Consider the following 22,067-nt stretch of genomic DNA (forward strand, 5'->3'; position numbering starts at 1 on the left):
CATATGTCACGCTATCATTTTATGTTGATCGTCTCAACAGTCGCGACTCTCGGGAGTCTTTACTTCAGTGAAATCCGCGGATTTATCCCTTGTCCGTTGTGCTGGTGGCAACGCTTATTCATGTATACGACGGCCATTTACTTATTGATTTCTTTATTCCGCAACCGACCGGTCGATGCCTTTTTCATCCGCGTCTATACGGTGCTTGGTTTTGCTGTCGCCGCTTACCATGTCATCTTGGAACGTTTACCGGATGGAGAAGCACTTTGTACGAATGGATGTCTAATCCAGTGGGTCAATTATTTTGGATTCTTGACGATTCCGATGATGAGCTTGATTGCTTTTACGATTTTGGTTGTCCTTGCCTTTTACCCGCAACAAAAAAACGCTCAATGAGCGTTTTTTTTATTGCCATGCTTCTGCAACGCTATACGCACTGGAAAACGACAACTCGGATAACTGCCCTTCCCCTTCACACCAATCCCCGACGAAAGCGACCTTTTCCTCACGCTCTTCATGCAGGAAGCAAGGCAAGGCAGCTTGTCCCATCTTCCACTTGATTTCTTGTACAATCGCCCGCTTCATCGTTCGTTCCGTCACCAACTGTTCACGCCATCCGGCGTAATGCTGATCGAGCAGACGATGGATGTGATTCACTTTTTCACTCAAATAATCCGGATGACCAACACGGTCATGCACTAAATACGCGACGACTTGCAGGACTTGACCATTTTTAGGCGCAATACTTGGATCGTAATGCGATAAATCCGTCACGAACAATTGGTGCGTTCGATCATATACATAGGAAAAAGGTGTCTTGATATAAGGATGCACTCCGACATCATAGACAAGAACTTCAACCGGTTCATATTGGGCATAAGGTTCGATAAACAGCTGAATCGGTGTCGGTAAGGCAAGTTTCCGCATCTCTCGGGGCGGAATGGCCAACACGATACGATCGACGGTCCATTCGGTCTTTTTCCGGTCACGTAACCGGTAACCGGTATCACTTTCTTCAATCGCTGTGATTTTTGTTTTACGGTGAATCGTCCCGTCATGTAGCATGACCACACGTTCCAGTTCATTGATGAGAACCTGCCAACCGCCGGCAATGTAGGAAACCGGCTTTCGGGTGCGAAACAGTTTTTTATAATAGTTGAAATAGACGTCTGAGGGAATGTTTTCAGGTTCCGCCGTAAAAAAGTTACTGGAAGCTAGATCTAACATCAATCGCGAAACGTCTGCTTCCACCTTCTCTTGTACCAACCACTGACCAATTGAAAGCGCCGGGTCTCCCTGTTCGAGATGTAGCACGGTTTTGACGACTTCCCATGTAAACCGGAGCTTATCGGTTCCACCGATGACTTCCGTTTTCAACAGACCGATTGCATTGGCCGGAGCAGCGGTCAAATGACCTGCAAATTCGTATTTGGCTTTCGCGGAAGAAAAATCCAACCAGGTGATGTCTAATTTCAGCTGTTTAATGATTGTCCGCAATATTGATTGATCCCGTGCATAAACAGCGTGAGCTCCGTAATTGAATGTAAAGCCTTTGATCACTTGTGAAGTCGCTCTTCCACCCAACAGACCGGTATCATACAACTGAACTCGTTTTCCTTGCTGTGCGAGAAGAGCAGCCGCTGACAAACCTGCTAATCCGCCACCAATGATTCCAACCGTCTCCATACCATCACCTCCAGCTTTTCAAAAAGATGCTATCTTTTTTCTTTTCCCGATTATGGACGAAAAAAACGACAGCTCAGTCGGCTGTCGTTTTTTTGCGATGACTTATTTCCACCAAACATCAAGTGGCGAGACCGGCATGTGGTGTTTATGACCAACTCGTTTGTATTGTGCTTCCAGTTTGGCGGCACTTTCGCTCGAAATCGACTTCCCTTCCAAATAGTCATCGATTTCATCGTAGGTCATACCAAGTGCTTGTTCATCCGGTAAACCCGGTTGGTTATCCTCCAAATCGGCCGTCGGTACTTTTTCGATCAGAGCGTTCGGCGCCTGAAGATGACGGAGTAATTGTTTTCCTTGACGTTTGTTGAGCCCAGTCAGCGGCGTAACATCACAAGCGCCGTCCCCGTGTTTTGTATAAAATCCGGTCACGAATTCTGCGGCATGATCCGTTCCGACAACTAAACAACCGAAGTGTGCCGCGAGGTCATACTGCGCCTTCATTCGTTCCCGTGCCTTTGTATTTCCTTTACTGAAGTCAGACAGTTCCTGTCCCGTTGCTTGTTCAAATGACGCCATCGATGCGTCGACAGCCGGTTTGATGTCGACACGTAACGCATGGTCCGGACGAATGAAGGATAATGCGAGTTGCGCATCAGACTCATCTTGTTGTTGACCGTGCGGCAAACGAACAGCATAAAATTGATAGTCGCGATCCGTCTCACTTCTCAGCTCTTCGACCGCCAACTGGCACAAACGCCCTGCAAGCGACGAGTCTTGTCCTCCCGAAATCCCGAGTACAAATCCTTTTGCTCCGGTGTGCAGCAGATACTCTTTTAAAAACTGAACACGTTGCTTGATTTCTTCTCCTGCTTGAATGACCGGCTTGACGCCCGTCACTTGAATGATGTCTTGTTGCATGAAACATTCACTCTCCTTTTTCATTGTCGATTTTTTGGCGGTCCGTCATGACGGATTCCGGCGTCCCTTCCACCTGTCGAATCGTCGACGCCTCGATTTGGTCTGCTCGACTGGACTGCGGCAACTCGATTCTGACTTCGTACCGCTTGCTCTCCAAAGCTTTAAACGTTTCCTTTTCAATCACTTGTGTAAACACTTGTTCTTGCGAGAACGTATACAGCATTTTCCCCGTCTCGTCTTTGACAATCAACTCAAATCGTTGGGACGTCGGAAACGTCACTGTCACATCCTGCTTATTTGGATTCTTCAGCAAAACGATTGCTTCTACGATTCCCGATTCCGGTTGTTCCGCCGACACCGCAATTGTTATCGGCTGACTGGTTACTTCATCCTGTGCTGTTTGTTTATTCTGGCTGTTTTTTTCTTGTTGCGCACAACCTGTGAAAACGATTGTGAACAAAACGAGACAAGATAACCGGCTTATCCACTTCAAAACACCGCCCCCTCTCTTCTCTACTACAGATTTTAGCACAAAAAAGAGGAGGAATAAGGTCGTAACCTCATCCCTCCTCGCTGGTTCACATATTAGGCAACCGGAATTGCTGCTTTGTTTTTTGTCATTGAAAACAGTTGCTCGATCCCCGTTACGAACAACTCGTCACAAATCGCGTCCGTCGCCGTTGCAGGAGCCACAAGCGTGATTGTCCGGCTGTCCATTGTCTCGATTGTCACGAAGACGCCCGAAGCCGTCCGCTCTTTATACCCCACCGCTAAGTCTGTTTCAGCAAAAAGTATCATATCCCCGAATCTCCTTTAAAGTCAGATGTCAGTCAAACCAAAATAGCTGTTTGAAATCGAATCAGTTATTGTGTTTTCACTTTATCAAACGGGAAGAAAGGTCGGGAAATTGTCATTCGACAATTTGTATCAAAACTTTGTATCAAAAAATACAACCATATTTTTACACCAAGATTTAGTTGGCTCATACAGCTTAAAAGCTTCGATATATCGCCATATTTCAAATCCATTTCAAATCCATTACAGAAAAATATTCATTTTTTTCCAATATATATTGTTCCATAGGTAAAATATACCTAGACAACTGGTGCGTTATTTTGTCGAATGGTTCTGTACACCCTCTTATTTTTAAGTTCTTATGAACTTTCTCCGGTCATTCGATTCATTTGTTGCCAAACCGTCCCTAGTGCTTCTTCCCCGCTCTCGATTCGAGCTAAGGCGAGTTCCGCCTGCAAGGCCACTTCATATTCCCGATCTTGAACCGCTTCTTTTAAGCGGGGGACCGATTGCTCTGTCCCGACATCAAATAAGAACCGGGCAGCCCGCCAACGAACAAGCTTATTTTTATCCGTCAATGCTTCAATCATCATCGGCTCTGCTTCTGCCAACGCCCAGTCTGAAATCGTATCTCCGGCTGTTCGACGTACACTACTCGAAGGATCGTGCAAGGCATTCGTAATGTACTCCAATAACTCCAAACGATTTTCTTCGAACATACCGAGTTTGACGACAGCTTGTCTGCGAATCTGCATTTTTTCGTCTTGTAGCATTCTGGCATACGCCGGAATCCACTCGAGTTCAATTGGCAACTCATCAAGTGCTGCAAATCGTTGTTTCCAATCATTTGATGTGAGTGCCTGTCCGTCAAATGTCACTTCTTCTCCTGAAGCAATCGTTTTTAAGCGATTGATTCGCTCAACGGGATAAGCGACCTCGATTTCTTGTGCGACTTCAGCAAGACTTTCATCCAAGTCGCCATAACGCGGCGCCTGTTCGACCCAGCGGCGATCACTGATGACATTCTTGACGAACGGTTGCACGAACAAGGCTGCTTCTCGAAAACGGTCCGATAACCCGTATCGTTTCTCTTCGAGACCTTTAACTCCTTTCAGTTGCATCGGAACCCCTAAAATGAATTGAACAAATAAATGGACAGGTTCAAAGGCCGCATCTGTTTCATGTTGTTCGACATCACTCAGGATTTCTCCGAAAGCCCGGCGGATTTCAATGACAAGCGTGCGCCAATCATACTTTGGAAAACGTTCGACTGCTAAAAAATCACTGACTTGATACACGGATTTGATTCCTGGAATATCGAGTAGTTTGGCGACATGATCAGGTGCACCAAACGCATGCTCAAAGGTCTGGCCTTTTTCAGAAAACGTCTCATCGACGATGACTTTCATATTATTCGGACTTGGTGTTGGTTCAATAGCTATAATTTTCATCTGTATCCCTCCCTCTTCATCATTCAGAAATTTACTTGGAATTGCAATGCAAAAGCTCAAAAAATGAGGACTGAACGAAAAAGGGATCACTCTTCCTTTCACGCGTTTTCCTGTCGGAGTCACGTGAAACGAGTCATCCCTTTTTAAACGAATTTGACTAAATAAAACCGTTATTTCGCAAACGCTTCTTCCACAAAATCAGCGAACGCATCGGGTGTCTCGAGCATTCCCATATGGCTGCTGTCCGTCGACCGGAATAGAATCCGTTCATTTTGTGGCGCAAACGCACTCTCTTCTGTAATCAAAGGATCAAGCGTCCCGTGGAGAATCAGACCACGGACAGACGTGTTGCTTAATGTTTTCGTCATATCTCTTCGATCACGCATCGCAGATAATGCTCGAATCGCCCCTTCAACCGTCATCATGTATCCCAATTCTTTTGCTTCTGAGATCAGCATCGGGTCCGCTCCGTCGGCAAAAAGTCCGGGTACGAGTCCGTCAACGAATTCCCGGACACCGATCTCTTTCACACGGCTGATGTTTTGATTACGCTTTTGTTTTCCTTCATCTGTATCCGCCTTAGCTGTTGAATAGACCAGTCCGAATCCAGAAATTTTTTCAGGATACATCTCAACGATGGCAGAAACGATATAGCCACCAAAAGAATGACCGATGATAATCGGTTGATCGATTCCTCTTCGTTCGAGATCTTCCATCACCCATGTCGCAAATCCTTCCATTGTATCCGGACCCACTGCTTCTCCTTCATGTCCGGGCAATGCTAACACCAGAACATCAAACGATAAACGAAGACGGGCTTCCACCCGGTTAAAATAATCTGTCCCTCCGGTAAATCCATGCAATAACACTAGTGACTGTTTCGACATTCAATGGTCATCCTTTCCATTCCGATGCAAGCATCCGGTAAATTGTTAAATCCATGAAACGTCCGTGACTATACGCATAATCCTCGAGCAATCCCTCTGCTTGAAAACCAAGCTTTTGGACAAGCGCGTTCGAGGCGATATTTTCGGGTGCGACCAGAGCACTGATGCGATGAAGGGCAAAATCTTCAAAACCGTGTGTCAAGACAGCTCGTGCCGCTTCCGATGCTACACCTTGCTGCCAATATTCTTGACTGACTTCAAAGCCGATTTCAGCTCGATGATATTGGGTTAACCAATTATGAAAACCAATCGTTCCAACAAGTTGATTGGTTTGCTGATCGGCGATCGCCCATCGAATGGCTTTTCCTTGAGTGAACTGTTCCTTGAAATAACTGATGACATTTTTGGCTTCATAAACTGTGACCAACGGATCTGATCCGTAATAGTACATGACCTCATCATCTGATAAAATCTTGAACAGATCACGTGCATCCCTATTTTCTAGTTCACGTAAGATAAAGCGTTCCGTCTTTAGTTCTGGGAATGGTTTGCGTAACCCCCACATCACCTATCACCTCTTTTCTTTATTATGCCCGTTTTCAGCGGGAAATATCCTTTTCGCGTCATAGAAGTTTTGCTACTATTGAAATAATAGGATTGATTGTTCAGGAAGGAAGGCTTGTTTATGTCTAATTCATTACTTTATCTATACGAAGATGCGGAGAATCACCGATTGACGATGTCCGGTGTGACCTTTGCCGATTTCATTGTTGCGACTGATTCAAAACGCCCTTTACTCATTTCAGGTGCCGCCTTCAAGTCTGCCAAACAGTCCTTGCGAACATCTTTTCATTACGTGGAAGGACACGAAGTCGAACAGTTCGTTCAGTCTGGTGAAGTCGAACGTTTTCCATTAAGCGCAATCGACATCCGTTCCTCCCATTCACTTGATACATTGACAGACGCTGAAATCGCAGAACTTTTGTTCATCATGCATATGAAACGCGGTATGCCGAGTCCGTTTACGTCGTCTGTCGAAAATGAGATGGTTTACTTTAGTGAAAACCCCGGTGTACAAGCCACTGTCTATTTAAAAGACTGGTCACGAATCGAACAGCTGTTGACCTTTTTGATTCAACGGAAAATGCGTCGCGAGTTGCGTCTTCCTTCTTCTCCGTTAACGGCTGAAATCATTATCAACTTACGTCATCTGCTCAGTGAAGGAATTTTGATGGATTTTGCTAATGCCAAACAATCCGTTTTTACAAGAAACATCAGCATTCCGGTCTACGCCGCCGGACGGTACGAAGATATGACCGTCTTGAAGGAAGACCTTGATTCTAAAAAGGAATCCATCGTCAAACGTGGTGAGTTGGTTCATCGTAAGAAAAATTGGAGTTTGGAGTTACAATGATCTTCAGCATCTTCGTCCGCCACGGACAAGATGCTTTTTTCATATGTCCGTTCCTCTTCGTTTCCTGGCTCTTTTCAAGTAATGTCTTATATGACAATACTGTTACCAAATCGTTTGAATTTTCACATAAATTAGTACTGGCATCTTCAGCAGACTTCGTTATAATGAGATTAACCTTTTGGAAGTTAGAAGTTGTACCTGTTTTTCTTACGATTTTCGAGAATGCATCAACTGAAGGAGGAAATTAGCATGGATCAGTTAAAAGTGAACGGAATCGGTTCATTCACGAAGTTTGCAACGAACGGAAACATTCTGAAATTAAAGGATGCGACGACGGGCGAGCTGAAAGTCTCCCTGAATGAAGCGAGCTCAATGACTATTTCACCAATTGATGAAGAAACAGGATTATTCATTATCCACGGTCAGCAACAAGAACCACTCGTGGAACTGACCCTCCCTCGTCAATCGTGCGAAGTCGTTCACGCTTGGCTACTCCATAAACTGAGACGACAAAAGAAAGGTCGTTTCATGGCATCTAGCTAAACTCCTACTCTTTTTAGTTTACCATGGGTAATTCAATCATTTCATCCCTCTACCTGTAAGGTCAAAACGTTGACCTTACAGGTTTTTTTGGTATCAAGGAACAGCTGAAAAAAGACAGGTTGAGGATTTATTTTGTCCATGTTAACCTTAAAAAATGAATGTTTGCTTAAGGATTTGCTTTTTTACAAGAAGGATGGACAACGAGACGAACGAATATTCTAAAAATTCTTTCATCACTTGTGGTCTAATGGTATAGTGGACAAGATTATTGAAAAACAGGAGGTAACTTATATGTTGAACCGGAAAGACATCTTTGCTTTAGGATTCATGATTTTTGCTTTATTTTTTGGTGCAGGTAACCTAATTTTCCCTCCTGAACTCGGTGCCTTAGCCGGAACACAATTTTTGCCTGCTATGCTCGGCTTTATCGTGACCGGCGTTGGATTGCCGTTAGCCGGATTGATTGCCGTCGCCTGGGTAGGTGGCGGGATTAGCACGCTTGCCAACCCGCTTCCGAAATTCGTCAGCGCCCTTTTGACTTTTGCGCTCTATGTCGCGATTGGTCCGTTTTTCGGGATTCCCCGAACGTCCGTCGTCACGTATGAGCTCGGTGTGGTTCCTTTCCTGAGTGGACCATCCCAAACTAGCCTGGTGATCTCTTCAACCATTTTCTTTTTAGTAACTTTATACTTGGTGCTTCGCCCCGGTAAATTACTTGATATCATCGGTCGGTTCATTACTCCACTGCTGCTCGTAGCACTCGCGACACTCAGTATCAGCAGTATCATCAATCCCCTTTCGCCGGTTCAACGTCCGGCACCCGGGTACGACACGTTTACCGATGCATTTATCCAAGGTTTTCTTCAAGGGTATCTGACACTCGATGCACTGGGCGCCCTTGTATTTGGTGTTATTATTTTGCACACACTGCACGCACGTGGTCTAAAACACCGAACGGCTCAACTTCAGACTGTGACACGGGCTGGTTTGATCGCTGCCGTTTCACTGACACTTGTCTATACAGGGCTTGGTTTCATCGGACGAAACAGTTTTGGTGCCGTCGGAGCTGTCGATGGTCCGTCGTTATTGCAACAATACGCGGATGACACGTTCGGAACGTTTGGTTTGATGATTTTAGGCGTCGCCATTTTACTCGCCTGTCTGACGACATCCGTTGGTCTCGTCACCGCGTTCTCCGAATACTTGATGACGTTTTCTAAACGGCTTTCCTTACCGGTTACGGGCATCTTCACGACAGTTCTCGGTTTCGCCATTTCGATTGTCGGTTTAAAAACGTTGCTCTCCATCGCGGTTCCCGTACTGATGTTTTTATACCCGATCGTCATCGTGTTAATTGGATTGACCTTCATTCGTTCCTTCTTAAAAAAACCAACACTCGTCTACCGGACGACACTGTTCGTGACGGCGTTCTTTTCTTTGTGGAGTGCCCTGTATTCCTTAAAAGTCTTACCGGGTGCACTGACTGCGGTCTACAAGATTTTCCCGCTGGTCGAACAAAATTTAGCATGGTTGTTGCCCGTTTTGATCACATTTATCGTCAGTTCATCGATTGGACACGTTTCAAAAGATTCTATTCCTGAAAAGCGTATTGGCTAGTGATGCCGCTTTCATGCCTATGGTATGATTAAAAAAATGAATTTCTACTGGAGGCGTCGCTTTAATGGATAAGATCGCTTGGATTACCGATAGTATGGCATTTTTCCCACCTGGGGAAGCAGAAAAAATCGGTGTCCATGTAGTACCAACTGTCATCATCATCAATGGAGAATCCTATCGTGAATACGTTGATCTATCGGTCGAGGAACTCGATGCGAAGATGCGTCACGATTCTTCCGTTATCCCGACCACCTCGCAGCCTTCTTTCGGTGAGTTAGTGGAACTGTACGAACGTCTCAAGACTGAAGGATATGACTACGGCTACGCCGTCCACATCACGAGTGGCTTAAGCGGAACGTACGCGAGCTCTGTAGCCGCTGCGGATGCCGTTGGTTTCAAACTCTATGCCATTGATTCCTATACAGGTGGTGCCAACCAACAGGAAATGTTACGGGTGTCGATGCAACTCGCACAGGCAGGAAAACGACCGGAGGAAGTCGTCACCGTCTTGGAGCAGTTTAAACATCAATCACACTTTTACCTCATCATCGGTAATATGGAAACGATGCGTCGAAGTGGTCGCGTGTCGAGCAGTCAATTTTTACTTGCCAACATGTTGAACATTAAACCCATCGTTAAGTTTGATGAAGTCGGAAAACTGGTTCCGTTCAAAAAAGTGCGTTCGATCAAAAAAGCCTTTAATGAAATGACTTCAGAGATTGCTTCACAGATCGCCAAGTCCGGCCTTTATCGACAAACGCTTTATATTGGTCATACGCTTGCTCGACCTGCCGCTGAACAATTACGGGATGCCCTTCAAGCTAAATTGCCACAGATTTCAATTGAGATCACACAGTTTGGCTCCTCGATTTTGACGCATGCCGGTTCAGAAACGGTTGGTGTCTTTTGGTTCGATGAGATCCACGTCCCAACTTAATCAGAAAGCCCCTTGCCGATGTTTGGCAAGGGGCTTTTTTCAGTTTGAGACATTTTGTTTTAACAGTTGATCCAGAAGTTCCGCTTCGTCGGCGACCCGCTCAATCATCTGATAAGGTCGTTTCGTTCGACCGGACCAGACTTCAGCCGGATAAACCGTCCATTCCAGCTGTTCGATCTCTTCCAGATAGCTGAGTGTTGCTTCGAGGTCTGCCGTCTTATGATATTGGCGCAACCAGTTCTCATATCGTTTGTCGGGCTTCCCGTCTTTTAGTAAGACACTGCCGCTTTCAAGAATTGCCCATTTCGGTTTAGCATCAATCTGGAACAACTCCAGTTGTCGAAACATTTCAAGCGTCCGCTTCGTAAAGGGAATCACTTGATTGTGTTCGACGAGTCGTTTTAAGCGTAAGTGTGTCCGCATGGTCATAAAACGTTTATGACCATCCATACGTTCGACTAATAATGTCGGGACAGATAAGGTATTCATCACCTGCTCATCAAAAACCAAGCTGTGATCGATATCAAGTAGTAACATGCGTCCGCTCCTTTTTACGTCGAGACGAGATAAAAGCATAGGACAATCCTAGTATGAAAGCAGCAAAACAGAATCCACCGACGACATCCGAGAAGTAATGGACATTCAGGATGATGCGGGATGACCCCATTGCAAGAATCAACAGACTAAGGACTGCTCCTAATACAATTTTCCCGGTACGATTCAAAAACCGCCAGCTCAAAATTAAAAATCCGCCGTACACAGCAAAGGCCATCGATGAATGACCGCTTGGAAAACTATAGCCCACTCCCCCGACCAGTTCATTCAGTGAAGGCCGGTCTCGGACGAAGATGGCTTTTGCGACTTGGTTCAATACAGCTACTGCCGCAAATGACAATAGGTACCACAGGCTTCCGATCCGGTCACGCCAGAGATAGTAACTGATCAACGTCAAGATTAACGTGACGGTTACGGCTCCAACCCCGGATCCTAGCTGAGTGAACCAACTGACATAATCTGCTGGAACTTGTTTTGCCATTTGATTTGATAGTTGGGCGTCAAATAAAAAATAACCCGTCAAGCGAATCGAAATGGCGATACTAATGAAGAGAATGAACGCGATCCCAGAAAGAAGTAACGCACGCTGGTTTAATTTCATTTAATACGTTCCCTTCCGCTGTTCGAGTTCCTCTGCTGAATAATCTTCTTTATCACGCAAGCGGTGGGCCAACCGCCCGGACGCATTGGCTGCAATGGCCGCAACGATATCATCCATGAATGTATTGACGCGTCCATCGTCCACTTTCGTGTCCAGTTCTTTGATGATGCCGATTTTGGCTTTATCTAAATATCCGAACGTCGTGACGGCAATCGAACCGTACGTATTAACGGCACCAATCGCAATCGTCTCGTCCACGCCAAATAATCCTTCATCGCTGCGGATGATTGACAGAAGCGGTTCTGATAACAACCCTTTTTCTGCTAAGATATCCAGTTCCGCCCCCACAAGGATCGCATGTTGTAATTCACGTTTTTCGAGCACACGTTCGACAGAACTCGTACACGTTTCAAGTGTTAATTCGATTGTATACGGCGCTTGCATCTGATACACGATTTCCGCTATCGCATGAATCGTGACGCCCCGTTCGTGTAACTTATCAATTGCTGCTTGCTTAACCTCTTTTGAATGTGCTTTTTCTTTCATGACAAAATCCACCTCTCTGACAAAGTTCTTCACAAGTATACACGGATTCCCCCTCTCCCCTCAAACTTCTTTGACATCACGCCGATAATCCGTCATGATTATGCTGTAAAGCGTTATCATTTCAGGGGAAAGTAGGGGATTTTCGATGAACATCGGGGTAGTTTTGTTTCCATCGAAACGGATTCAGGATTTTGCGAATTCATACCGCAAACGGTATGATTCCAAGTACGCGTTGATCACACCACACATTACGATGCGCGAACGCATCAGTGTAGACGATTCAGAGCTCGATACGATCGTGGCTGCACTAAACAAGGTGGCGGCGCAAACAAAACCTGTTTCACTTCATATTCAAGGTGCACGGTCGTTTCACCCAACGAATAACGTCTTGTTCTTAAAGGTTATGCCGACGGATGAACTCGAACAACTTCACCGGGATTTACATGCCGGTGACCTCACGCATACACCGAAGTATGATTTTTTGCCGCACATCACAATCGGACAGGATTTATCCGATGTCGAGCTGTTTGACGTGCTCGAACGCTTAAAAATGGAAGATATCCGCTTCCAAGAAGACGTCACGAAAATGGCACTTCTTTATGAACTCGAAAATGGTTCTTGGAGTGTGTACGAGACATTCCGATTTACAGGTCAATAACATCAAACTTCCCGGTCGAACGTGCGACCGGGAAGTTTTAATTCAGGCAATACACCATAGGCATTTGCTTGTTCTTCTAACTCCTCATGATGCGGTTCCACATATTTAATTGGATTGATGCGAGCGACCGGTTCTGTTTTCCGCTCCAAATCGACTCTGACTTGACGATTTACATATTGTACAACCGTAAAATCCACTTGATACATATGCCATCCCTCTCCCTCATCTTCAGCTTGTTATTGTCTTATTCCCAAAATGGCTTCGAGAAAAACAAAAAACCAAGGTTTCCCTTGGCTTTCACTGCATGTCTTGAGTTTTTCGAGACGGCAAATCGTATTATAGGATATGGAATCCGCTGTCGACGTGTAGAATTTCTCCCGTGACACCGCTCGACATTTGCGACAACAGGAACAATCCGCTGTGTCCAATCTGTTCCGTCGTGACATTCCGGTGAAGTGGTGCACGCTCTTCGATACTTTCAAGAATCGAATTAAAGTCACCGACACCTTTCGCTGAAACCGTCCGAATCGGTCCCGCTGAAATGGCATTGACACGTACGCCCTGCTTCCCGTATTCTGCTGCTAAGTAACGGACACTGGCATCAAGAGCCGCTTTTGCGACGCCCATGACATTGTAGTTCGGTACCATTTTTTCTCCACCGAGATACGTCAACGTGATGACAGAAGCATCTTCTGTAAAGAAGTCTTTTGCCGCTTTGACGACAGCCGTTAAGCTAAACGCTGAAATATCGAGTGCTTGCGCAAATTGTTCGCGCGTGACGTCTGAAAATTCACCGCGTAAAGCTTCTTTGTCCGCAAAGGCAATCGAGTGTGCAATCCCGGAGATTTTTCCATGATCGGCATGGATTGTTTGGAACACTTGGTTGATTTCTTCGTCACTCGTCACATCACACGTGTAATACGTTGCAGGACGTGAAAGTTCCTGACCCAATTTCTCGAGTGGTGCTTTAAAGCGTTCTCCTACGTACGTAAACGCCAAGCTAGCACCCGCTGCGTCTAAAGCACGTGCAATTCCCCACGCGATTGAACGTTGATTGATGACACCCATCACGACGTACGTCTTCCCTTCGAGCGAAGGATAAATATTCATTATGAGTTCCCCCTTGAATTAGTACCTGGTAATAACACCTATATCTAGGTTACAAAAACGTAACGCTTCTGTCAACCATCGCTCTTGATATTGCGATTTTGATAAATTACGGTAATATAGAAAGAGACAGAAAGTAGGGATGGAATGAACCGTTTTAAATCATTTACACAACGTTATGATAACACATTGCTTTTTTTGCTCGGCTGTCTGATGGTCGTCAGTATTTTGGCGATTTATACTGCACAACCGTTTTTGCAAGGGGCAATTAGTGAAATCAATTTCACCGCGAAACAAATTCAATGGTATGTGATCGGCTTCGTTGCACTATCCGTTGTCATCCTGATCGATTATGAACAACTGAAACGTTTTCACTGGTACTTGTACGGCGCCGGAATCCTTTCTTTGATTGGTCTTGTCGTTTTACGGAATACACCGCTAGTCGCAAATATCAAAGGAGCGTACGGATGGTATCAGTTCCCGGTCATCGGAACCGTCCAGCCTGCCGAGTTCATGAAATTTTTCTTGATTGTCACATTAGCGGCCGTCATCTCGGAGCATAATGCCCGTTATGTCCAACATGAACGGGATTTGTTATTGTTAGTCAAAATGGTTGCGATTACGTTACTTCCTTTAGGGTTGATCATCATTCAGCCTGATTTGGGAATCGGCTTAATCCTCTGTGTCATCTTAGCCTGTGCGATGTTGCTGTCCGGATTAAACTGGAAATGGTTGCTCAGTATGTTCGGTTTATTTGCCGTTGCAATTGTCGGCTTCTTTTACTTGTTTTATTTCCAAAACGATTTGCTGGCGACCTTCTTCCCGGGACATGCGATGAACCGGATCATGGCGTGGCTGCAACCGTTCGAATATGCAGATGATCTTTCTTATCAGCTGGTCCAGTCCATTAATGCAATCGGCTCTGGTCAGATGTTTGGTGTCGGTTACGGGAAACTTCAAGTCTCCGTACCGGAGCTCCACACCGACTTCATCTTTACGGCAATTTCTGCCCACTACGGATTCATTGGGGCTGCCGTCGTCTTGATAGTTTTGTTCTTATTCATCTATCGGTTGATTCAAATCGCTTTGGAAACAGCCGATCCGTTCGGAACTTACATCGTAACCGGTTATGTCGCGATGTTTACATTCCAGATTTTCCAAAACATCGGTATGACGATGGGGGTCTTACCGATCACCGGTCTTCCGCTACCTTTCATCAGTTATGGTGGTTCAACGATGATTGTTAACCTGGTTGGTCTTGGTTTGATCATGGCGATTGCTTCACAGTCACGAATTTCGATGTTTGATGAAGATTAAAGCAAAAGAGTGGATTCCGAAATTGGAATCCACTCTTTTTGGTTTAAACAGATAAATCGTCCGGCAATGGTGCAATGAATGTCATCAGCTCACCCGTAGCGGGGTGTGGAAATGTGGCGGACGCACTGTGTAACGCTTGTCGTGGAATAAGAGGCGTTCCCCGGTACATCGTGTCGCCGACCAAGGGATGACCCAAGGCTGCCAGATGGACACGAATTTGGTGCGTTCGACCGGTCTCTAATTTAATCGTCAATCGCGAAAGTGCCTTAGAAAACGCAGTGATGGGTTCACTCGTCAAGATATGCGTAATGGCCTGTTGTCCGTCCTCCCGCACCATTCGTTCCATAAAGGAATGATCAGTTTGACCAATCGGAAGATTGATCGTTTGGGGAGAAAGATGTCCCTCAATCAACGCGACATAGCGCCGATCGAGCAGACCATTTTGTTGCATCTTACTCAGTTGGTGGTGCGCAAGCGCATGCTTAGCAAAGACGACCAGACCACTTGTGTCGCGATCCAGCCGATTGACGATATGAATCGCATAAGGAATATTGTGTTGTTGATAATAGCCGAGCACAAAATTCGATAAGGAACGTTCCGGATGAAGGCGCGAGGGAATCGATGCCATCCCGGGTGGTTTGTTGACGATCAATAACCAGTCGTCTTCGAACAGGACATCCAGCTCGCCACTTGTCGCGTGCATATCTTCGGCAGGATGTTCTTCCGGGAAGTGGACATGAATCTGATCTCCGGGATGGACGGTTTCCGTGACATTGACATGTTGACCATTCCGTAAGATCTCACCATGATGCTTGATCGACACAAGCATCTTGCGGGAGATATGTAGGCATGTGGTGCAAAAATGACTGACACTCCATCCCTCTTGTTCCCTAGTTACTTCTTTTTTTAATTGAAATGCCATGCTATTTACCTCGTTTAACTTCTTTCTTCTGCTAAAAATGATTCTCTTACTCTCTGCCAAAACGGGAAGGAACGGAATCGGGCGAATTTCACCTTTTTGTCCGATACACGACAACGAATCGATTTGACGTTTTGATGCACGATCGAAGCGTAATGATCGTACGTCAATTGAAAATCAATCGGATTAACGGGTCGGATTTCGACGTCATGATGTTTTGGAAGCAACATCGGGGAGCCAATTGTCCGGTACACCCGGTTATTGATTGATGCCATCTCTGTGATTTGAATCGCTTCTAACGCCGGATGCACGATCGCTCCACCCAGTGCCTTATTGTAGGCTGTCGAACCGGATGGCGTGGAGATGCATAACCCATCCCCCCGAAACGTCTCAAAGTACTCCCCACGAATCGAAAGGTCACACACTAACGTCTGGTTGAAGCTTTTGATTGTACATTCGTTAAGTGCTAACAACTGATTCGTCGAACCATCCGCATAGTCAATCGATAATTCAAGCAACGGATACTCGACCGTCGCGACATTGTTGTCCGCAATGTGCTGGATCAACTCACCCATCTCTTCCGGTCTCCAATCGGCATAAAAACCGAGATGCCCCGTATGAATCCCGACAAGCGTAATGTCCTCCACTTGATCCAAATAGGAATGGAAAGCCTGTAACATCGTCCCGTCCCCACCGATTGAAATCACGATTTCCGGAGTAACGGTGTCTCGATGACTTCCCCGTTCCATCAACGCTTGTTCCAATTGTTCCTTAAGCATGTGAGACCGTTCATCCCCGCGCGCTGTAACCGCAAAACGCATCGTCATCCCCCTACTCTTTCGATCGATTTTTAGTTTCAGTCGCTTGTCGTTCGTGTAACACGACTTGCGCATCTTGTATCTCTACTTTCAGCTGACTCATTTCCGCATCGAGCAGAAAAGCGGCTTCAGCCGCACGCCGTAATCGTTCTCGTGTCTCTTCCGGAATATTGCCCTGGTATTTATAGTTTAGAGAATGTTCAATCGTCGCCCAAAAATTCATCGCCAGTGTCCGAATTTGAATCTCGACAAGCGTCGGAACCTCTCCTTGAATCGTTTGAACCGGATAGGCGATGATGATGTGATACGAACGGTATCCACTCTCTTTCTTTTGCGTGATGTAGTTGCGTTCTTCAACAATCTTGAAATCTCCCCGTGACCGCAACAACTCTAAGACATGGATGATGTCGTCCACGAATTGACACATGATTCGAAGACCTGCAATATCTTGCATATCTTGATCAAGCAAGTCGATCTCAATCGATTTCCGTTCTGCCTTCTGTAAAATACTTTTTACAGGTTTGACACGCCCTGTGACAAATTCAATCGGTGAATGTTCCCCACGTTGTTGAAATTGTTTTCGAATGGCTTTTAGCTTTACCTTCAATTCATCCACTGCGATTTGGTACGGTGCGAGAAATAAATCCCAATTTTCTTTTGTCATCGTTGTTGTCACCACTTTTAGTCTAAATTATTGGTTCGATTCGTTCCTTTACATCATTCATGGTATCATATTTTCAAGCATTCAACTAGAAAGGTGTGGTCAGAAATGAGACAAGAAATGGAAATTGAATTTAAAAACCTGTTGCAAGAGTCGGAATACAACCAACTGATGGAACACTACAACAAAGAAAGCTCTTCTGTTTGGCAAGCGAACGACTATTTTGACACGCCTGCTTTTGAACTTCGAAACCACGGTGCCGCTCTAAGAATCCGTGAAAAAAAGTCAGGTCTTATCTTGACCTTAAAAGAACCCAAAGACGACGGTTTACTTGAAACACACGTTTCTTTATCTGAAGCCGAGGCGGAAGATTTGTTCCAGTACGGACTGATTCATTCAAACGAAATGAAATCGCAATTGGAAAAATTTAACTTATCCGCTTCTCTTGAACATTTAGGACGTCTTGAAACAGAACGGTTTGAACAGCAGCTAGAGGCAGGATTACTTGTTTTAGATAAAAGTCGTTATCTCGGTGTGACCGATTATGAGTTAGAGTTTGAGGTAACCGATTATGCAACCGGTAAGCAAGCATTTGAAGATTTACTCCAATCAAACGGTATTCCACAACGTCAAACGAAAAATAAAATCGTCCGTTTCATGGACCTTAAAGCGCTTTCACGCTAATCGTGTAGAAATGTACAAGCAAAACCTTTGCTCTTTCTTTTTTTTCGTTGCTAAAATAGGGTAACGATATTAACAGAAAAGGGGTGAACGGATGGAACACGAACAATGTAACGGATCGTATTGTTCATTGGACGAACCATCAATTCAACAACCGACGAAACCTCTGGAAATTTATCATTTTCTAGACGTCACACAAACGGATGGTTTACGGTTGATTCCCGTTCTCAAGAAATTAGAATTAGAATACGGTCATTTATTCCGCATACGGACGATTGCAACGATTCCTTGTGCCCCATCCCGGTCGGCATGTGATATGTCGCCTCTGCTGATCTTAAAAGCGATTGAACTACAAGGGAAACCGCTTGGCATGCGCTTCATGCGCCGTTTACGGATGTTGCATAATGTTGAAGGCGAGCGTGCCTATTCACGCACCTCTTTAATGCATTTAGCGGAAGCCTTAACAGAATTTGGTCTGGATTTAGCAGAGTTCCATCGAGACATTGAGTCGGACACGATTCAATTGATGCTTGAAAAAGAGACGGAACTCGTTACCGACTGGGATGTCAGAATTCTCCCGACGCTTGCTTTTGTTGGTGATGAGGAAGCAATTAAAGCCGAAGGTCATTATGAATATTTGATCTATGTATCCATTCTAAACGAATTATTGGAGCAGCCTTTCGAGAAACAGGCAAAGCCTCCCCTCGAACAGTTCTTGAGACGGTATGATACGGCAACAACTTCTGAGATCGCTTTTATCTATGATGCGACAGAAGCACAAGTCGAACATGAATTAAAAAAATTAATGCTGCAACAAAAATGTGTTTCCCTTTCTTACTGTGACGGTAAAGTTTGGCGTCATTTGAAAGATTCAGCACATGCTTAATAAAAAAAAGCCGTTTCCACTTTCGTGGAACGGCTTTTTTGTCATCTTCATGACCATTGGATGGGGGAAAAGAGAAAAAACAGGGGAATGTGATCCTCTTCACATGATTAGTATAAATCAACTTTTCTCAAAACTCCATCCCTTTGTTCAAAAATTCACAATTTCGTCATTCTCCAAGTAACGCCTCGAATTCATTCAATACACGTTCGAATTGACGCAGTGCCGCTTCAACCGGCGCTTTTGTCGTCATATCGACTCCCGCTGCTTTTAATACTTCAATCGGATAGTCACTCGATCCGGCCTTTAGGAAATTGTTGATGTAACGGTCGACAGCAGGTTGTCCTTCTTCTAAAATTTGTGAAGTCAGTGCTGCCGCCGCAGAAATACCTGTCGCATACTGATACACATAATAGTTGTAATAGAAGTGTGGAATCCGTGCCCACTCTAATCCGATTTCTTCATCGAGAACGATCCCGTCTCCGAAATACGTCTCATTGAGTGCATAATACGTTTTTGTTAAAAACTCAGGTGTCAACGCTTGACCGAGTCGTGCTGCTTCATGAATTTGATGTTCAAATTCAGCAAACATCGTTTGTCGGAACAACGTTCCACGGAATGTTTCCAACTGATTGTTCAACAGATACAGTTTTTCATTTTTATCCGTCACCCGTTTTAACAGATAATCATTTAACAGTGCCTCGTTTGTTGTCGACGCGACTTCCGCAACAAAAATCGAGTAGTCACCGTACGCATATGGCTGATTTTGACGTGTATAGTAACTGTGGACGGAATGCCCAAACTCGTGTGCTAACGTGAACAGGTTATTGACGTTGTCTTGCCAGTTCATCAAGATGAACGGTTGCGTATCGTACGCGCCTGAAGAATAGGCACCACTCCGCTTACCACGTGTTTCCCGGACATCCACCCAACGTTTTGCCAAACCGTCTTCTAAGATATGTTTATATTCCGCACCGAGTGGAGCAAGACCATCGATCATCAATTGTTTGGCTTCCTCGTACGTGACTTTCATTTCCACTTCACTCACAAGTGGTGTATACATATCGTAGACATGCAGCTCTTCGACACCTAAGATCCGTTTCCGTAACGCCACATAACGATGTAACAATGGTAAATGTTCATGAACTGCTTCGATCAAGCCGTCATAGACTTGTTCCGGAATCGTATTTCCATGTAAAGCCGATTCGCGCGCCGTTTTGAACTTACGGACTTCTGCATAAAAGTTATCCTTTTTGATCGATCCTGCTAAGGTAGAGGCTAACGTGTTTGTGTACTGGCTGTATGTCCCGTACATGGCCTTAAAGGCGGCTTCACGAACAGAGCGGTCCTTCGACTCCATGAACGTGATAAAGCGTCCGTGTGTCAACTCCGTCTCTTCCCCATCTTCCCCTTTAATTTTCGGGAATTTCATGTCCGCATTATTCAGCATGCCAAACGTCGTTCCGGATTGACCAAGAACTTCACCGGCTTTCGCTAAAATCGCCTCTTCCGCTTCTGACAAGACGTGTTCACGCTCACGGTTCAACTCATCGAAGGCATGACGGTATAATGCAAGATCCGGATTTTTCTCTAAGTAGGAAGCAATTGTTTCTTCCGGTACTTCCAACAACTCCGGCGTCATGAATGCTAACGTGGCACCAATTTGGGACGCCAGTGTCCGGGCACGGTCATTCATCGCCTGATAGAAACTGTCTGCCGTATTCTCATCGTAACGCATATGGGCGTATGTATAGAGTTTATGCAGACGTCTTGAAACCTCATCACGTAACTGTAATCCTTCAAATAGAATCGCATCCGTCTGCGCCAGACGCCCTTTGTACTCGACAAGTAACGGAAGCATCGCTTTGACCGATTCAAATTCCTCTTCCCATGCCTCGTTCGTTTCGTAAATGGACTCTAAATTCCATGTTTCTTCAACATTCACATCATTCCGGGTTAATACTTCTGCCATTTGAATCACTCCTTTACTTCATTTATACCTGTTTCCCTTTCGACAAACAAACGAAGCGCTCCTGCTAATTTTTGATCTTCCTGTAAGCGTCCTGCTAAATCGAGAGAGTCCTGCTTAAAAAGTTCCGGGAGTGTTCTTTTAATAAAATCAATCATCACCTGCCATTCACGAATCAGTTCATGTAAACAAGACCACTCGTAAGCAATATGACATTCAGTCAGGCAGGAAGTAAGAAATGTCGTTAAACGCTGTTCTGAATAGTCGTCCTTCAACCGGAGAAAAGCAGCGAGTTGCAGTTCAAAGGGGTGGATCGGAATGGAAATCAAGGTCGACAACGGAAGATAACACCAACTGGGGACTGTAGAGACGTGAAGACGGGACTGATAAAGGGGGTGTCGCAAGTAATGCGAAGGCAAAGAAGAAAAAAATGGGCGAAGCCGATAATTTTTAACCAGCGTCGCCCATTGGCGCTCGGGAAACTTTCGGGGAATCGGGCAAGGTGATAAAAAGCCGTCCACTGTCAGCGGAACACGTTGACAAAACGCAACGCGCCGAGCAAACGGAAGCGGATACGTATAACGGACGATCTTCCCCTTTTCAACGACATCGACGTAACCGTCTTCGGAAAAGGCTTGCTTCATCCAGGCAGCCATTTGAAAAATCGGTCCTTCCGTGTCACGAAATCCAATCCAACGCACCTCATAACCGGATTGCTGATCCAGTAAGGCCCTTCGTTTCCATTCGTCCGCGCTCATTTTTGAGCGTTGAATCTCAATTCCAATCGCTCCCGGCTGAAGCAAAAGATCAAATCTTCTTTTTCCTCGAACCGCTTCCAGTTCGACCTCGAAATAAAGTTTTCGGAAATAAGCAGCCAGATACGTTTTCCAAAATACATGATCGGTTGATTCGCCCGTACACGAGGTCAGGTGAACGAAATGCAACCGTCTTTTCCCCTGCCTGACCCGGAGTCGTGTCCGACAATACGGGCAATACAATATTTTTTGAGCCAATGAGTGTGCGGTCTCTAGCTGACTGTTGATCCGATTTCCGTGTTCATCAATCGCTTCAAACATCTTACCCCTCCTTTTACGCAGTGGCATG

Annotated in this window: 26 protein-coding genes; 9 read left to right on the forward strand and 17 right to left on the reverse strand. The window is 45.3% G+C overall.

The window, feature by feature from the left end; translation table 11 throughout:
• The first annotated feature begins 3 nt into the window (after positions 1–3).
• Positions 4–396 (forward strand): disulfide bond formation protein B, encoded by a 393-nt coding sequence (locus D3D03_RS07210; RefSeq protein ID WP_026832501.1) that lies wholly within the window; start codon positions 4–6, stop codon positions 394–396.
• A gap of 9 nt (positions 397–405) precedes the next feature.
• Here D3D03_RS07210 and D3D03_RS07215 read toward each other — a convergent pair whose 3' ends face one another.
• The 7 genes from D3D03_RS07215 to D3D03_RS07245 all read right to left on the reverse strand — a co-directional run bounded on the left by D3D03_RS07215 (position 406) and on the right by D3D03_RS07245 (position 6,302).
• On the reverse strand, positions 406–1,686 hold the full coding sequence (locus D3D03_RS07215) for an FAD-dependent oxidoreductase (RefSeq protein ID WP_119923229.1): 1,281 nt from the start codon (positions 1,684–1,686) through the stop codon (positions 406–408).
• A gap of 102 nt (positions 1,687–1,788) precedes the next feature.
• Positions 1,789–2,604 carry an ammonia-dependent NAD(+) synthetase gene (gene nadE, locus D3D03_RS07220; protein ID WP_119923230.1) on the reverse strand — a complete coding sequence of 272 codons (816 nt, stop codon included), beginning with the start codon at positions 2,602–2,604 and terminating at the stop codon, positions 1,789–1,791.
• A gap of 7 nt (positions 2,605–2,611) precedes the next feature.
• Positions 2,612–3,097: a BsuPI-related putative proteinase inhibitor gene (locus D3D03_RS07225; protein WP_158583692.1), complete on the reverse strand. Its 486-nt coding sequence runs from the start codon at positions 3,095–3,097 to the stop codon at positions 2,612–2,614.
• Positions 3,098–3,189: 92 nt separating this feature from the next.
• Entirely contained in the window at positions 3,190–3,402 is a 213-nt protein-coding gene (locus D3D03_RS07230; protein ID WP_026832498.1) for a hypothetical protein, read from the reverse strand.
• 356 nt (positions 3,403–3,758) lie between these two features.
• Positions 3,759–4,850, reverse strand: coding sequence for a virulence factor (locus D3D03_RS07235; RefSeq protein WP_026832497.1), 1,092 nt, complete (start codon positions 4,848–4,850; stop codon positions 3,759–3,761).
• Positions 4,851–5,020: 170 nt separating this feature from the next.
• A complete protein-coding gene (locus D3D03_RS07240; RefSeq protein WP_119923232.1) occupies positions 5,021–5,737 on the reverse strand; it encodes an alpha/beta fold hydrolase in 717 nt (238 codons plus the stop codon).
• 7 nt (positions 5,738–5,744) lie between these two features.
• Complete coding sequence (locus D3D03_RS07245) at positions 5,745–6,302, reverse strand: GNAT family N-acetyltransferase (protein WP_026832495.1); 558 nt, start codon at positions 6,300–6,302, stop codon at positions 5,745–5,747.
• 120 nt (positions 6,303–6,422) lie between these two features.
• On the opposite strand from D3D03_RS07245, the gene D3D03_RS07250 reads away from it, so the two are divergent.
• From D3D03_RS07250 to D3D03_RS07270, 4 genes are all read left to right on the forward strand, one after another.
• Positions 6,423–7,151: a hypothetical protein gene (locus tag D3D03_RS07250; protein WP_026832494.1), complete on the forward strand. Its 729-nt coding sequence runs from the start codon at positions 6,423–6,425 to the stop codon at positions 7,149–7,151.
• 249 nt (positions 7,152–7,400) lie between these two features.
• Entirely contained in the window at positions 7,401–7,694 is a 294-nt protein-coding gene (locus D3D03_RS07260; protein WP_026832492.1) for a hypothetical protein, read from the forward strand.
• A gap of 291 nt (positions 7,695–7,985) precedes the next feature.
• On the forward strand, positions 7,986–9,311 hold the full coding sequence (gene brnQ, locus D3D03_RS07265) for a branched-chain amino acid transport system II carrier protein (protein ID WP_119923233.1): 1,326 nt from the start codon (positions 7,986–7,988) through the stop codon (positions 9,309–9,311).
• A 64-nt stretch (positions 9,312–9,375) separates the two neighbouring features.
• Entirely contained in the window at positions 9,376–10,248 is an 873-nt protein-coding gene (locus D3D03_RS07270) for a DegV family protein (RefSeq protein ID WP_119923234.1), read from the forward strand.
• A gap of 39 nt (positions 10,249–10,287) precedes the next feature.
• Here D3D03_RS07270 and D3D03_RS07275 read toward each other — a convergent pair whose 3' ends face one another.
• From D3D03_RS07275 to D3D03_RS07285, 3 genes are read right to left on the reverse strand one after another with little or no spacing between them, the layout of a single operon-like run.
• Positions 10,288–10,785 carry an HAD family hydrolase gene (locus D3D03_RS07275; protein ID WP_119923235.1) on the reverse strand — a complete coding sequence of 166 codons (498 nt, stop codon included), beginning with the start codon at positions 10,783–10,785 and terminating at the stop codon, positions 10,288–10,290.
• Positions 10,772–11,404 (reverse strand): phosphatase PAP2 family protein, encoded by a 633-nt coding sequence (locus tag D3D03_RS07280; RefSeq protein ID WP_119923236.1) that lies wholly within the window; start codon positions 11,402–11,404, stop codon positions 10,772–10,774. The genes D3D03_RS07275 and D3D03_RS07280 overlap by 14 nt, the downstream gene beginning before the upstream one ends.
• Positions 11,405–11,950: a phosphatidylglycerophosphatase A family protein gene (locus D3D03_RS07285; RefSeq protein WP_026832488.1), complete on the reverse strand. Its 546-nt coding sequence runs from the start codon at positions 11,948–11,950 to the stop codon at positions 11,405–11,407.
• Between the two features lie 145 nt (positions 11,951–12,095).
• Between D3D03_RS07285 and D3D03_RS07290 the strand changes: the two genes are divergently transcribed.
• Entirely contained in the window at positions 12,096–12,608 is a 513-nt protein-coding gene (locus D3D03_RS07290) for a YjcG family protein (protein WP_026832487.1), read from the forward strand.
• Between the two features lie 2 nt (positions 12,609–12,610).
• On the opposite strand, the gene D3D03_RS07295 is transcribed toward D3D03_RS07290, so the two are convergent.
• Together D3D03_RS07295 and fabI are read right to left on the reverse strand one after the other, a co-directional pair.
• Positions 12,611–12,814, reverse strand: coding sequence for a hypothetical protein (locus D3D03_RS07295; protein WP_014970836.1), 204 nt, complete (start codon positions 12,812–12,814; stop codon positions 12,611–12,613).
• A gap of 130 nt (positions 12,815–12,944) precedes the next feature.
• Positions 12,945–13,718 (reverse strand): enoyl-ACP reductase FabI, encoded by a 774-nt coding sequence (fabI, locus tag D3D03_RS07300; protein ID WP_119923237.1) that lies wholly within the window; start codon positions 13,716–13,718, stop codon positions 12,945–12,947.
• 144 nt (positions 13,719–13,862) lie between these two features.
• Here fabI and D3D03_RS07305 point away from each other — a divergent pair, with 144 nt between their 5' ends.
• On the forward strand, positions 13,863–15,032 hold the full coding sequence (locus tag D3D03_RS07305) for an FtsW/RodA/SpoVE family cell cycle protein (protein ID WP_026832485.1): 1,170 nt from the start codon (positions 13,863–13,865) through the stop codon (positions 15,030–15,032).
• 43 nt (positions 15,033–15,075) lie between these two features.
• Here D3D03_RS07305 and D3D03_RS07310 read toward each other — a convergent pair whose 3' ends face one another.
• From D3D03_RS07310 to yjbM, 3 genes are read right to left on the reverse strand one after another with little or no spacing between them, the layout of a single operon-like run.
• Entirely contained in the window at positions 15,076–15,954 is an 879-nt protein-coding gene (locus D3D03_RS07310; RefSeq protein WP_026832484.1) for an RluA family pseudouridine synthase, read from the reverse strand.
• Between the two features lie 14 nt (positions 15,955–15,968).
• Entirely contained in the window at positions 15,969–16,772 is an 804-nt protein-coding gene (locus tag D3D03_RS07315) for an NAD kinase (RefSeq protein ID WP_028105954.1), read from the reverse strand.
• Between the two features lie 10 nt (positions 16,773–16,782).
• A complete protein-coding gene (gene yjbM / locus D3D03_RS07320) occupies positions 16,783–17,433 on the reverse strand; it encodes a GTP diphosphokinase (RefSeq protein WP_119923238.1) in 651 nt (216 codons plus the stop codon).
• A 105-nt stretch (positions 17,434–17,538) separates the two neighbouring features.
• On the opposite strand from yjbM, the gene D3D03_RS07325 reads away from it, so the two are divergent.
• On the forward strand, positions 17,539–18,114 hold the full coding sequence (locus tag D3D03_RS07325) for a CYTH domain-containing protein (protein WP_233550668.1): 576 nt from the start codon (positions 17,539–17,541) through the stop codon (positions 18,112–18,114).
• 91 nt (positions 18,115–18,205) lie between these two features.
• Complete coding sequence (locus tag D3D03_RS07330) at positions 18,206–18,997, forward strand: DsbA family protein (RefSeq protein WP_026832480.1); 792 nt, start codon at positions 18,206–18,208, stop codon at positions 18,995–18,997.
• Between the two features lie 166 nt (positions 18,998–19,163).
• Here the strand turns inward: D3D03_RS07330 and pepF are convergent, their stop codons facing one another.
• Both pepF and D3D03_RS07340 read right to left on the reverse strand, forming a co-directional pair.
• Positions 19,164–20,966 carry an oligoendopeptidase F gene (gene pepF / locus D3D03_RS07335; RefSeq protein WP_119923239.1) on the reverse strand — a complete coding sequence of 601 codons (1,803 nt, stop codon included), beginning with the start codon at positions 20,964–20,966 and terminating at the stop codon, positions 19,164–19,166.
• Between the two features lie 5 nt (positions 20,967–20,971).
• On the reverse strand, positions 20,972–22,039 hold the full coding sequence (locus tag D3D03_RS07340; protein ID WP_119923240.1) for a competence protein CoiA family protein: 1,068 nt from the start codon (positions 22,037–22,039) through the stop codon (positions 20,972–20,974).
• Between the last annotated feature and the right edge of the window lie 28 nt (positions 22,040–22,067).

The organism is Exiguobacterium sp. RIT452 (genome assembly GCF_003598705.1).
GTDB lineage: Bacteria > Bacillota > Bacilli > Exiguobacteriales > Exiguobacteriaceae > Exiguobacterium_A > Exiguobacterium_A undae.

Coding starts and splice junctions, on each gene's coding strand:
- fabI (WP_119923237.1), bottom strand. CDS start 13,718: ATGAATATTTATCCTTCGCTCGAAGGGAAGACGTACGTCGTGATGGGT.
- D3D03_RS07325 (WP_233550668.1), top strand. CDS start 17,539: ATGAGACAAGAAATGGAAATTGAATTTAAAAACCTGTTGCAAGAGTCG.
- pepF (WP_119923239.1), bottom strand. CDS start 20,966: ATGGCAGAAGTATTAACCCGGAATGATGTGAATGTTGAAGAAACATGG.
- brnQ (WP_119923233.1), top strand. CDS start 7,986: ATGTTGAACCGGAAAGACATCTTTGCTTTAGGATTCATGATTTTTGCT.
- D3D03_RS07305 (WP_026832485.1), top strand. CDS start 13,863: ATGAACCGTTTTAAATCATTTACACAACGTTATGATAACACATTGCTT.
- D3D03_RS07290 (WP_026832487.1), top strand. CDS start 12,096: ATGAACATCGGGGTAGTTTTGTTTCCATCGAAACGGATTCAGGATTTT.
- nadE (WP_119923230.1), bottom strand. CDS start 2,604: ATGCAACAAGACATCATTCAAGTGACGGGCGTCAAGCCGGTCATTCAA.
- D3D03_RS07330 (WP_026832480.1), top strand. CDS start 18,206: ATGGAACACGAACAATGTAACGGATCGTATTGTTCATTGGACGAACCA.
- D3D03_RS07250 (WP_026832494.1), top strand. CDS start 6,423: ATGTCTAATTCATTACTTTATCTATACGAAGATGCGGAGAATCACCGA.
- D3D03_RS07245 (WP_026832495.1), bottom strand. CDS start 6,302: ATGTGGGGGTTACGCAAACCATTCCCAGAACTAAAGACGGAACGCTTT.
- D3D03_RS07310 (WP_026832484.1), bottom strand. CDS start 15,954: ATGGCATTTCAATTAAAAAAAGAAGTAACTAGGGAACAAGAGGGATGG.
- D3D03_RS07285 (WP_026832488.1), bottom strand. CDS start 11,950: ATGAAAGAAAAAGCACATTCAAAAGAGGTTAAGCAAGCAGCAATTGAT.
- D3D03_RS07215 (WP_119923229.1), bottom strand. CDS start 1,686: ATGGAGACGGTTGGAATCATTGGTGGCGGATTAGCAGGTTTGTCAGCG.
- D3D03_RS07260 (WP_026832492.1), top strand. CDS start 7,401: ATGGATCAGTTAAAAGTGAACGGAATCGGTTCATTCACGAAGTTTGCA.
- yjbM (WP_119923238.1), bottom strand. CDS start 17,433: ATGACAAAAGAAAATTGGGATTTATTTCTCGCACCGTACCAAATCGCA.
- D3D03_RS07235 (WP_026832497.1), bottom strand. CDS start 4,850: ATGAAAATTATAGCTATTGAACCAACACCAAGTCCGAATAATATGAAA.
- D3D03_RS07210 (WP_026832501.1), top strand. CDS start 4: ATGTCACGCTATCATTTTATGTTGATCGTCTCAACAGTCGCGACTCTC.
- D3D03_RS07275 (WP_119923235.1), bottom strand. CDS start 10,785: ATGTTACTACTTGATATCGATCACAGCTTGGTTTTTGATGAGCAGGTG.
- D3D03_RS07340 (WP_119923240.1), bottom strand. CDS start 22,039: ATGTTTGAAGCGATTGATGAACACGGAAATCGGATCAACAGTCAGCTA.
- D3D03_RS07230 (WP_026832498.1), bottom strand. CDS start 3,402: ATGATACTTTTTGCTGAAACAGACTTAGCGGTGGGGTATAAAGAGCGG.
- D3D03_RS07315 (WP_028105954.1), bottom strand. CDS start 16,772: ATGCGTTTTGCGGTTACAGCGCGCGGGGATGAACGGTCTCACATGCTT.
- D3D03_RS07295 (WP_014970836.1), bottom strand. CDS start 12,814: ATGTATCAAGTGGATTTTACGGTTGTACAATATGTAAATCGTCAAGTC.
- D3D03_RS07280 (WP_119923236.1), bottom strand. CDS start 11,404: ATGAAATTAAACCAGCGTGCGTTACTTCTTTCTGGGATCGCGTTCATT.
- D3D03_RS07240 (WP_119923232.1), bottom strand. CDS start 5,737: ATGTCGAAACAGTCACTAGTGTTATTGCATGGATTTACCGGAGGGACA.
- D3D03_RS07270 (WP_119923234.1), top strand. CDS start 9,376: ATGGATAAGATCGCTTGGATTACCGATAGTATGGCATTTTTCCCACCT.